This is a genomic window from Mycobacterium simulans, from assembly GCF_900232995.1.
GTDB lineage: Bacteria > Actinomycetota > Actinomycetes > Mycobacteriales > Mycobacteriaceae > Mycobacterium > Mycobacterium simulans.
Genome location: NZ_OCVX01000003.1, coordinates 2054815 through 2066467, shown reverse-complemented (window position 1 = coordinate 2066467; position 11653 = coordinate 2054815). Strand labels below are relative to the sequence as shown.

The window sequence follows — 11653 nt, the reverse complement described above, 5'->3', positions numbered from 1 at the left end:
GCGTCAGATGTGTATAAGAGACAGGAAGAAAACGGCACGACGTGGACCATCGGGTCGGTCAGCCCACGCGGATCGCAGGGGCAACCCATCACCGGCATCGTCATCCATGCCGGCCCGAGTTTCGGGTCGACCGGCAACGTCGTAATAAATCTCCCGACCATCACGATTCCGACGATCGGCACTAATAGCATTCCGTTGAATATTGATGTGTCGGGTGGTTTGCCGGCGTTCACATTGTTCCCGGGTGGCTTGTCGATTCCTCAGGAAGCGATCCCGTTGACGATCGATGCGTCGGGTGCGCTGGATCCGATCACGATTTTCCCCGGTGGTTTTACGATCGATCCGCTTCCGCTCAATTTCGCATTCAACATGAGCGTGCCAGACAGCACCATTCCGATCATCAATATCGCGCCGACCCCGGGTTTTGGGAACACGACCACGGCTCCGTCATCGGGCTTTTTCAACTCCGGCGCCGGAGGGGCCTCGGGTTTCGGCAACTTCGGCGCGGGCATGTCGGGCTGGTGGAACCAGGCGCACGCCGCGTTGGAGGGAGCGGGCTCAGGCGTACTCAATGCCGGCACGCTGGGCTCGGGTGTGCTCAACGTGGGCTCCGGGCTATCGGGGATCTACAACACCAGCACGTTGCCCTTCGGAACGCCGGCGATGCTGTCGGGTATCGGCAACGTCGGCCAGCAGTTGTCGGGGTTGTTGGCAAACACGACCGCGGGCCCCATCAACGTGGGGTTGGCCAATATCGGCGACTTCAACCTGGGGTTGGGCAACATTGGCGACAGCAACATGGGGCTGGCAAACATCGGCAGCGAAAACTTGGGGTTCGCCAATGCGGGTCTGGGTGCGGGCCTGCCCGGCATCGGCAATGTCGGTTTCGGCAATGCGGGCAGCAACAACTTCGGGTTGGCCAATCTGGGTGTCGGCAATATCGGGTTGGCCAACACGGNCCTCAACCTCGGTGCGGCAAACATCGGCCAGCTGAACCTGGGGTTGGGCAACATTGGCGACGGCAACCTCGGGCTCGGCAACATCGGCAACTCCAACTTCGGGTTCGCCAATGCGGGTCTGGGTGCGGGCCTGCCCGGCATCGGCAATGTCGGTTTCGGCAATGCGGGCAGCAACAACTTCGGGTTGGCCAATCTGGGTGTCGGCAATATCGGGTTGGCCAACACGGGCACCAACAACGTTGGGATCGGGCTGGTCGGGGACAATCTGACTGGTATCGGTGGCCTGAATTCGGGTAGCGGCAACATCGGGTTGTTCAACTCGGGCACCGGCAACGTCGGGTTCTTCAACACCGGGACCGGGAACTGGGGCCTTTTCAACTCGGGTAGCTACAACACCGGTATTGGTAACTCCGGAACGGCCAGTACCGGGTTGTTCAACGCCGGGGGCTTCAACACCGGTATCGGCAACCCGGGTTCATACAACACGGGCAGCTTCAACGCCGGTGACACCAACACCGGTGGCTTCAACCCTGGCAGCATCAACACCGGCTGGTTCAACTCAGGCAACGCCAACACCGGATTCGCCAACTCCGGCAACGTCGGCACCGGCGCCTTCATGTCGGGCAACTACAGCAACGGCATCCTTTGGCGGGGCAACTACGAGGGCCTGTTCAGCCTCTCCTACAACCTGGCTGTCCCCAAGGTTCCCATCTTGGATATGCACGCCACCGCCGCCTTTGGCCCAGTCGTTATTCCACCCATCCCGGTCCCGGCAACCAACCTGCACCTGACCGGAAACGTCGCGATGGGCTCCTTCACCATCCCTGAAATCGCGATCCCCGAAATCAACCCCGACATCATCGGAAGCATCACCCTGGGGCCCATCTCGGTGTCGCCCGTCACGATCCCCGCCCTGACTGCCCAAATCGACCTCAACCTCGACCGAATGACCTCGTCAGCCACGACGATAGACCCAATCCTGCTGTGGACTCCCACTGGACCCTTCGGGCCGACTTTCTACTCCATCGGGTCGATTTCTACGGGCACTTACGCCACCGGCGCAATCACGCTGGGAGGCAGTATGACGGGCCCGGTTCATGGCGTCACCGTTGCGGGCAGCCAGGCTTTCACTACTCCGGCATTGAATATTCACCAGATTCCGCTCACCTTCCGCGTGCCCGGCGGCATCGATGCGATCACCCTCTTCCCGGGTGGTCTCACGTTCCCCGAGGCTTCACTGTTGAATCTCGATATGACCGCCGGCAACCAGGCCGTCACCATTCCGGCCATCGTGTGGCCCGAAATCTCGGCGAACGCCGACGGTTCGGTGTATGTCATCGCCAGCAATATTCCGCTGATCACCATGCCGCCGACACCGGGCTTTGGGAATACGACCATGGCTCCGTCGTCGGGTTTCTTCAACTCTGGGGCGGGCGGTGGATCGGGTTTCGGCAACTTCGGTGCGAGCATGTCGGGCTGGTGGAACCAGGCGCACAGTGCGCTGGTGGGGGCGGACTCAGGCTTCGCCAATGTCGGCTCACTGGGCTCCGGTGTGCTGAATGTGGGTTCGGGGATATCGGGGCTGTACAACACCAGCATGCTGCCGTTGGGGACCCCGGCGTTGGTCTCCGGTATCGGCAACGTGGGCCAGCAACTGTCGGGGTTGTTGGCGGGCGGGTCGGCGCTCAACCCGGCGACCATTCTCAACATCGGGTTGGGCAACATCGGGGCCGGCAACCTCGGGTTCGGCAACATCGGCGACCTCAACCTCGGTGCGGCAAACATCGGCCAGCTGAACCTGGGGTTGGGCAACATTGGCGACGGCAACCTCGGGCTCGGCAACATCGGCAACTCCAACTTCGGGTTCGCCAATGCGGGTCTGGGTGCGGGCCTGCCCGGCATCGGCAATGTCGGTTTCGGCAATGCGGGCAGCAACAACTTCGGGTTGGCCAATCTGGGTGTCGGCAATATCGGGTTGGCCAACACGGGCACCAACAACGTTGGATTCGGGCTGGTCGGGGACAATCTGACTGGTATCGGTGGCCTGAATTCGGGTAGCGGCAACATCGGGTTGTTCAACTCGGGCACCGGCAATGTCGGGTTCTTCAACACCGGCACCGGGAATTGGGGCCTTTTCAACTCGGGTAGCTACAACACCGGTATTGGTAACTCCGGAACGGCAAGTACCGGCTTGTTCAACGCCGGCGGGGACAACACCCGGTTGGCCAACGCCGGGTCTTTTAACTCGGGCAGCTTTAACGCGGGCAACACCAACACCGGGGACTTCAACGCTGGCAGCATCAACACGGGCTGGTTCAACACCGGTAACGCCAATACCGGGGTGGCCAACGCGGGCAGTGTCAACACCGGCGCCTTCATCACCGGCAACGACAACAACGGCATCCTATGGCGGGGCAACTACCAGGGCTTGGCCGGCTTCTCCCTGGGATACACCATCCCACTGTTCCCGGCGGTTGGCGCCGACGTCACCGGCGGCGTGGGTCCCATCACGGTCCTTCCGCCCATCCACATCCCCTCAATCCCGTTGGGCATCACCGCACTTGGCGACATCGGCCCGATCACTATCCCCGACATTCCCATCCCGACCATCCGCTTGGGCATCAGCCCAACCGCCGACATCGGCACCATCACCATCGACCCCATCGCCTTCACCACGCCGGGCATCGTGGTCGGTGTCGGCTTCACGGATATCCCCATGACATCCTTCCCGGGCTCGGGCGTGTTTATCAAACCCAGCTTTGCGCCCGCAATCCCGATCCAGGCCGGCCCGACGACATCGAGCACGATTCAGGCATTCGACGTGGATCCCATCAACCTCGCCCCCTCGTCAGTCAACATTCCAGGACTGACTATCCCCACCGGACCTATCCACATAGGCCTGCCGCCGTCGCTGACCATTCCGGGCTTCACCATTCCGGGCGGCACGCTCGTTCCGCGAATCCCAGTGGGGCTCGGGTTGTCCGGCGCCACCCCGGCTTTCGACATCCCGACAGTCGTCATCGACCGGATCCCGCTGGACCTGCACGCCAGCACCAGCATCGGCCCGGTCAACATCCCGATCCTCGGATTTGGGGGGACCCCTGGCTTCGGAAACTCGACCACGGTGCCATCGTCGGGCTTCTTCAACGCCGGCGGTGGCGGCGGATCGGGCTACTGGAATGTCGGCTCGGGCATGTCGGGCTGGCTCAACGCGATCTCCGATCCCATGCTCGGATCGGCCTCGGGCTTCTTCAATTTCGGCACGCAGCTATCCGGCATGCTCAACCGTGGTGCCGGCATTTCGGGTGTGTTCAACACGGGCACGCTTGGCCTGATCAACTTGGCCGTAGTCTCGGGCTTCATGAACGTCGGCCAGCAACTCTCGGGTCTGCTGTACACGGGCACCGGGCCCTAACCGGTGCCGGGGAATCCGGCGTTGCCGGCGGCCCAGCCAGCGTGCACCCACAGGGCCGGGCTCGGCCTGCCCGTGAACCCTCAGCCCCGGTTCGGCTTTACTTGGCCAATGTGGCTCGCACGCACACCGTAATGTAGGGCAGCGCAAGGCCATTGGCGTTCGCCAGCGCCGGATGGGTTGCCAGCAGTTCGCGTACCTGCCCAAGAGTTTTGGTGCGGACCTCGGTCGGCGAAGTGATGCAGTAGGTGCGGGAGGCAACCAAATCGATCAGTGCTTGCGGCGTAAGGTAATTCGTCCACTCGAGTTGATGCCGTTCGACCTGGGTGAACGGCTCGGGCAGCGTCACCTTGTTGCGGACCGGATCGTCGTCGCGGCCGATGATCTCACCCAGCTCGCGCACCCAGCCAAGGCGTTCATCGCGCGTGTTCCACACCAGACCCAGCCGTCCGCCCGGGCGCAGCACCCGGGCCACCTCGGGGATCGCCCGCGCGGGATCGACCCAATGCCATGCCTGGGCGACGAGCACCGCGTCGACGCTGTTGTCCGCCAACGGAATTTCCTCGGCGGTACCCAACAGTGCGACGGTCTCGGTCAGCGAAGCGCGCAGCACTTCCAGCATCTCAGCAATCGGGTCGACGGCGACCACTTCCAGGCCACGCTCGACCAGCCGGGTGGTCAGCTTGCCGGTACCCGCACCAAGATCCAGCACGTCGCGCACACCCGCCGGCAGCAGCCAGTCAATGGCCTCGGGCGGATAGGACGGGCGGCCACGCTCATAGGCAGCAGCCGCTGAACCGAACGACAGGGAGCGGTCGCGGTGTGAGCGGGTCACCTTGGACACCTAAGGCACGAGCCTTCCCCTTCGGCCAATTTCAAGGTCGTTCGGATCAGTTCGCCAACGGCGTCGGATTCCACCAGAAAGCCGTCGTGCCCGCAGATGGAGTCGACGACGTTCAGGCCGTCGCAGCCGGGCAACAGCTCGGCCAGCTCCTCCTGCAAGCGCAGCGGGTAGAGACGGTCAGAAGTGATGCCGCCGACCACGACCGGTACCGGGCATCCGCGAAGCGCCGCCGCGACACCGCCGCGCCCGCGACCGACATCATGGCTGTTGAGTGTCTCGGTTAACGTCACATAGCTGCCGGCGTCGAACCGGGCCAACAACTTGTCGCCCTGGTGTTCCAGGTAGCTCTGCACGGCGTAGCGGCCGCCGCGCGCCGGGTTTTCGGTGCCTTGGCTGTCGTTGGCGAATCGGGTGTCGAGTTCGACCTCGCCGCGGTAGGTCAGATGCGCGAAGCGCCGGGCGATCTTCAGCCCGGTATCCGGTGACCTCCCCGTCTCGTAATAGTCGCCACCCTGCCAGTTCGGGTCGGCCTTGATGGCCGTGATCTGGGTGGTCTGGGTGCCGATCTGATCGCCCGTGGCACGCGCACCCACCGCCAGCAGCAGCCCGGCGCGCACCCTATTCGGATGTCCGACAATCCATTCCAGCGCACGGGCACCGCCCATAGACCCGCCAACGACGGCTGCCACCTCGGTTATTCCCATCGCGGCCAGCGCGGCGATGTCGGCCTCCACCTGGTCGCGCACCGTAATCTGCGGAAACCTTGAGCCCCAAGGCTTACCGTCGCGAGCTAGCGAGCTGGGCCCAGTCGAGCCCCGACAGCCGCCCAGCACGTTGGTGGCCACCGCGCACCAGCGGTGGGTGTCGATCGGCGCACCCGGTCCGGCCACACCGTCCCACCAGCCGGGCGTGGGATGCCCGGGCCCGGCGGGCCCGGTGATGTGCGAATCACCGGTGAGCGCGTGCAGAACCACCACCACGTTGTCACCGCTGGGCGACAACTCGCCCCAGCGCTGGACGGCGATACAGACATCGTCGAGCACCGCACCGCTTTCCAGCGTCAGCGAGCCGATGTCGACCAGGCCCACCTCGCCTTCGGCGGGCAGTGTCTGGGTAGGCACCTCGGAGATCGTCATCTCAGAACTCCTCAGAATGCCGCCACAGCCTGCGGGTCGCTGCTCTTTGCCGAGGCGGTATATACCCCGGCGGCGGCGAAACCAAGCTCCAGGTCGGCCAGGATGTCCTCGATGCCTTCGAGGCCGACGGCCAGTCGCACCAGACCCGGGCTGACGCCGGTGGCCAGCTGCTCGGCGGGGCTCAGCTGGGCGTGGGTGGTGGACGCCGGGTGGATCACCAGCGAACGCACGTCACCGATGTTGGCGACATGGCTGTGTAGCTGCAACGCGTCCACGAACGCCTTCCCGGCCGCTACGCCACCGGCTAGCTCGAAGGCAAGGACCGCTCCAGTTCCCTTGGGCGCCAGCTTCTTTGCCCTCTCATGCCATGGCGAGCTGGGCAACCCCGCATAGTTGACCGACAGCACGTCGTCGCGGGCTGCCAAGAACTCGGCGACTCGCTGCGCGTTGGCAACGTGCCGCTCCACCCGCAGACTCAGTGTTTCGAGACCTTGGGCCACCAGGAACGCGTTGAACGGCGAAGCCGCCGACCCGTAGTCGCGCAGCAGTTGCACCCGAGCCTTGAGCGCATACGCCGGCGGCCCCAGCTCGGCATACACCACGCCGTGGTAGCTGGGGTCGGGGGTGGTGAATCCGGGGAAGCGGCCTTGTGTCCAGTCGAAGGTGCCGCCGTCGACGATCACTCCGGCTATTGCGGCGCCGTGCCCGCCCAGGTACTTGGTGGCGGAGTGCACCACGATGTCGGCACCCTGTGCCAGCGGCTGGATCAGGTAGGGGGTGGCGATGGTGTTGTCGACGATCAGCGGTACGCCGTTGCCGTGGGCGACCTCGGCGACCGCCGGGGTATCCAATACGTCGATCTGTGGGTTGGAGATCGTCTCGCCGAAGAACGCCTTGGTATTCGGCCGGACCTCCGCCTGCCAGGACTCCGCATCGTCGGGATCGGCGACGAAGCTGACCTCGATGCCGAGCTTCGCCAGCGAATAGTGGAACAGGTTATAAGTTCCGCCATACAGCCGCGGGCTGGACACGATGTGATCGCCGGCACCGGCCAGGTTCAGGATGGCGAAAGTCTCCGCGGCCTGACCGGAGGACAGGAACAACGCGGACACCCCGCCCTCGAGTGCGGCGATGCGCTGCTCGACCACGTCGTTGGTCGGGTTGCCGATCCGCGTGTAGATGTTGCCCGGAACCTCAAGCCCGAACAGGGCGGCGGCATGCGCGGTGTTGTCGAAGGTGTACGACGTGGTTTGGTAGATCGGCAGCGCCCGGGCGTTGGTGGTCGGGTCCGGGTACTGACCGGCATGAATCTGCTTGGTCTCGAATGACCAATGCGCGGTCGGATCGGGGTCGGTACTGCTGTTTTCTGAGCTCACGCTGGTGCTTTCTGCTGGAAACGGGGGACCGGAAATGGGCAATCGGCGGTCACTCGAGGAAAGACACGGCAGGCCGAATCGAGTGGGGTGAAAGTGTGCACATCACGTTTCCCTGTCTTGTCAGGGGCCCGTCATGGCGGACCCGCGCTTGCCGCGTAGCCGGGACTGGCTACTCAACCTGGTCATCACCCGGGGCACCCCACCGCGGTTGGAGGGTTGCCGGCCAGCAAGCCGGGGCTTGACGCTGGCGCTCATGACCGCATTGCAGCTTATCGTATGGCGGCTAGTCGATGCCAATTTGCCCGCTGAAGGCTCCTAGTAGTCTGGCCTCACGAGCAACAATGGACGGGGCGGACCTGGAGGACCCAGACACAGATGTCCAACGAACCCAAGATCAAAGTCAAAGGTCCGGTGGTTGAGCTCGACGGTGACGAGATGACCCGCGTCATCTGGCAGCTCATCAAAGACATGCTCATCCTGCCGCATCTGGACATCAACCTGGACTACTACGACCTGGGTATCGAGCACCGTGACCGCACCGACGACCAGGTGACAATCGATGCGGCCTATGCGATCAAGAAGCACGGCGTGGGCGTCAAGTGCGCGACGATCACCCCTGACGAAGCCCGGGTCCAGGAATTCAACCTCAAGAAAATGTGGCTTTCACCCAACGGGACGATCCGAAACATCCTGGGCGGCACCATTTTCCGTGAGCCGATCGTGATTTCCAATGTGCCGCGGCTGGTTCCGGGCTGGACCAAGCCAATCGTTATCGGCCGCCATGCATTCGGTGACCAATACCGGGCGACGAACTTCAAGGTCGACCAACCAGGCACCGTCACACTGACTTTCACCCCTTCCGACGGCAGCGCGCCGATGGTGCACGAGATGGTGTCCATCCCCGAAGACGGTGGTGTCGTGATGGGGATGTACAACTTCAAGGAGTCCATCCGGGATTTCGCCCGCGCATCGTTCGCCTACGGGCTAAACGCAAAATGGCCGGTTTACCTGTCGACCAAGAACACCATCCTCAAGTCCTACGACGGCATGTTCAAAGACGAGTTCCAGCGCATCTACGAAGAGGAATTCAAGGACAAGTTCGAAGCGGAAGGGCTGACCTACGAGCACCGGCTGATCGACGACATGGTCGCCGCCTGCCTGAAGTGGGAGGGTGGCTACGTCTGGGCGTGCAAGAACTACGACGGCGACGTCCAGTCGGACACCGTCGCGCAGGGCTACGGCTCGCTGGGGTTGATGACGTCGGTGCTGATGACCGCCGACGGCAAGACGGTCGAGGCCGAAGCCGCACACGGCACTGTCACCCGGCACTTCCGGCAGTACCAGGCCGGCAAACCGACCTCGACCAACCCGATCGCGTCGATCTTCGCCTGGACACGCGGACTGCAGCACCGCGGCAAGCTGGATGGCACCCCTGAGGTCACCGAATTCGCCCAGCAGCTGGAAGAGGTCGTCATCGGCACCGTGGAAAGCGGCAAGATGACCAAAGACCTCGCGCTGCTGATCGGTCCCGAACAGGACTGGCTGAATAGCGAGGAATTTCTCGAAGCGATCTCCGACAACCTGGAAAAGGCGCTGGCCAACTAGCCGAGCAGACGCAAAAGCCCCCGAAAATGGGCATTTTCAGGGGCTTTTGCGTCTGCCTGCGCCCGCTAACTGGCCGGGGGTTCGATCGCCTTCGGCGGCGCACATAGATCGAGGAACTCGACAATCGCCTCCGTGACGCGCCCCGGTGCCTCGAACATCGGCACATGTCCGACACCGTCGAGCTCGGTGACCTTCGTCCCCGCTGGCAGGAAGTCGGTGAAATGCCGGCTGAACCTGCTCGGCGGGACCACTCGGTCCTTCTCGCAGAACACCAGATGGGCGGGCACAGCGGTGTTGGCCAACTCCTGCAACCCGGGCAGCAGCAGCGCTTTGAGCAGCAGCTGGAAGTAGGCCGGGCAATGCGCGGCGTCGTCGACAATGCCGGACAGTTCGCGCTCGCTGACCCCGTCCGGGGATCCGCTGAGCGGCAGGGTAGCCAGCAGGCGGCTGAACGGCAGTCGAAGCGACCGCTGCCCGAACAGGCGCGCCACCCCCAAGATCGGCATCCCCGCGATGAACTTGCTGATCACCTCGAATTTGACCGGGCTCCAGCGCGTCCACCCGCCTGCCGGGGCGATGCCGGTCACGCTGCGGGCCCGTCCGCGTCGTTCGAGTTCGAACGCGACCCAGCCGCCCAGCGAGTTGCCGACGATGTGGGCGGTTTCCCAGCCCAATTCGTCGAGCTGGCGCTCGACGTGGTCGGCCAGCACCGACGACGACAGGAACCAGGTACCCGCGCGGGGCCCGCCATTGTGGGCGGCCATGGTCGGGGCGAAAACCTCGTAGCGGCCCGTGTCGGCCAGCTGCTGGGCCACGACCTCCCATACCGTCTGGGACATCAGGAACGGGTGCAGCAGCAGGACCGGCTCTGCTGAGCCTTGTTTGGGGCCCAGGTGGATCGGTGCGCGAGTCGTCATACCGAAGGCGATGGCGAGTGAGCGGAGCTCACGAGTAAGGAGCCGAGCAGAGGCATACCGCCGACAGTAAATGCGATACCGCCGGTACCGCAAGGATGATCGTGCCCACGAGCGCCGGGGCCACCCGGCTGACCGGCTCCGGCGTAGGACCCTGCAGCCGTGTTCAGGGCCTGCACAAACTGCTCGTGAAACACCGCCGCCCGTGCGCCGAGCACCTGATAGGCCTGTGCATGCGAGGAAAACAGCGACGCCACCACGGCCGACACAACAGGTCTGATACTGAGAAAGGACGCTACGCCGAGACGGCCGAGAACTCTTACGTTTCCATGAGCCCAACCGTGCATTGTGTGCCGGCGCCGGCGTGAAATGATCAGGGCATCATGAGCACTCCCACCGGATTACGCCGCGTCTTCTCCGGCGTACAGCCAACTTCCGATTCGCTTCATCTCGGTAACGCGCTTGGCGCGGTTTCGCACTGGGTCGGGCTGCAGGACGACCACGACACCTTCTTTTGCGTGGTCGATCTGCATGCGATCACGATCCCGCAGGATCCCGAGGCACTGCGCCGCCGCACTCTGGTTACCGCCGCGCAATACGTTGCGCTGGGTATCGATCCGAGCCGCGCCACGATCTTCGTGCAAAGTCACGTGCCGGCGCACAGCCAGTTGGCGTGGGTGCTGGGCTGTTTTACCGGCTTTGGCCAGGCATCGCGGATGACGCAGTTCAAAGACAAGTCGACGCGTCAGGGCAGCGAATCCACCACCGTCGGGCTGTTCACGTACCCGGTGCTGCAGGCAGCCGACGTGCTGGCCTACGACGCCGAGCTGGTGCCGGTGGGTGAGGACCAGCGGCAGCACCTCGAGCTGGCGCGCGACGTCGCGCAGCGGTTCAACAGCCGGTTCCCCGACACTCTGGTGGTTCCCGATGTGCTGATTCCCAAGGTCACCGCCAAGATCTACGACCTGCAAGACCCGACATCGAAGATGAGCAAGTCGGCCGGCAGCGACGCCGGGTTGATCAGCTTGCTCGACGATCCGGCTTTGTCCGCCAAGAAAATTCGCTCGGCGGTCACCGACAGCGAACGAGACATCCGTTATGACCCCGACGCCAAGCCGGGCGTGTCGAACCTGCTGGGCATCCAGTCGGCGGTCACTGGAGTCGACATCGACACACTGGTCGACGGATACGCCGGACGCGGCTACGGCGACCTGAAGAAGGACACCGCCGAAGCCGTCGTCGAGTACGTCAGCCCCATCAAGGCCCGGGTCGACGAGTTGACGGCCGATCCCGCCGAATTGGAGGCGGTGCTTGCGACTGGCGCGCGGCGCGCCAACGATGTCGCCAGCAAAACCCTGCAGCGGGTCTACGATCGGCTCGGGTTCCTTCCGCAACGGGAATAGGACG

Annotated in this window: 8 protein-coding genes and 1 riboswitch; of the genes, 3 read left to right on the top strand and 5 right to left on the bottom strand. The window is 63.9% G+C overall.

Annotation, left to right across the window (positions count from 1 at the left end; all coding sequences use genetic code 11):
* Nucleotides 1-4374: PPE family protein (locus tag MSIMFI_RS09995; protein WP_191497083.1), on the top strand; the 4374-nt coding region annotated here is incomplete at its 5' end.
* Nucleotides 4375-4471: 97 nt separating this feature from the next.
* Here MSIMFI_RS09995 and MSIMFI_RS09990 read toward each other — a convergent pair.
* Genes MSIMFI_RS09990 through MSIMFI_RS09980 form a run of 3 tightly spaced genes read right to left on the bottom strand, consistent with a single transcriptional unit; the run spans nucleotide 4472 to nucleotide 7727 of the window.
* Nucleotides 4472-5206, bottom strand: coding sequence for a class I SAM-dependent methyltransferase (locus MSIMFI_RS09990; protein WP_186241863.1), 735 nt, complete (start codon nucleotides 5204-5206; stop codon nucleotides 4472-4474).
* A complete protein-coding gene (metX, locus tag MSIMFI_RS09985) occupies nucleotides 5203-6351 on the bottom strand; it encodes a homoserine O-acetyltransferase MetX (protein ID WP_191497082.1) in 1149 nt (382 codons plus the stop codon). Before metX ends, MSIMFI_RS09990 begins: the two co-directional genes overlap by 4 nt.
* An 11-nt stretch (nucleotides 6352-6362) precedes the next feature.
* Nucleotides 6363-7727: a bifunctional o-acetylhomoserine/o-acetylserine sulfhydrylase gene (locus tag MSIMFI_RS09980; protein ID WP_191497081.1), complete on the bottom strand. Its 1365-nt coding sequence runs from the start codon at nucleotides 7725-7727 to the stop codon at nucleotides 6363-6365.
* Between the two features lie 139 nt (nucleotides 7728-7866).
* Nucleotides 7867-7986, bottom strand: a riboswitch (SAM riboswitch).
* Between the two features lie 116 nt (nucleotides 7987-8102).
* Between MSIMFI_RS09980 and MSIMFI_RS09975 the strand changes: the two genes are divergently transcribed.
* Entirely contained in the window at nucleotides 8103-9332 is a 1230-nt protein-coding gene (locus tag MSIMFI_RS09975) for an NADP-dependent isocitrate dehydrogenase (protein WP_191497080.1), read from the top strand.
* 65 nt (nucleotides 9333-9397) lie between these two features.
* On the opposite strand, the gene MSIMFI_RS09970 is transcribed toward MSIMFI_RS09975, so the two are convergent.
* Nucleotides 9398-10192 (bottom strand): alpha/beta fold hydrolase, encoded by a 795-nt coding sequence (locus MSIMFI_RS09970; RefSeq protein WP_186245597.1) that lies wholly within the window; start codon nucleotides 10190-10192, stop codon nucleotides 9398-9400.
* Nucleotides 10193-10245: 53 nt separating this feature from the next.
* Nucleotides 10246-10593 (bottom strand): PE family protein, encoded by a 348-nt coding sequence (locus tag MSIMFI_RS29230; RefSeq protein WP_191497079.1) that lies wholly within the window; start codon nucleotides 10591-10593, stop codon nucleotides 10246-10248.
* A 36-nt stretch (nucleotides 10594-10629) separates the two neighbouring features.
* Here MSIMFI_RS29230 and trpS point away from each other — a divergent pair, with 36 nt between their 5' ends.
* A complete protein-coding gene (gene trpS / locus MSIMFI_RS09960; RefSeq protein WP_186241868.1) occupies nucleotides 10630-11649 on the top strand; it encodes a tryptophan--tRNA ligase in 1020 nt (339 codons plus the stop codon).
* The last annotated feature ends 4 nt before the right edge of the window (nucleotides 11650-11653 follow it).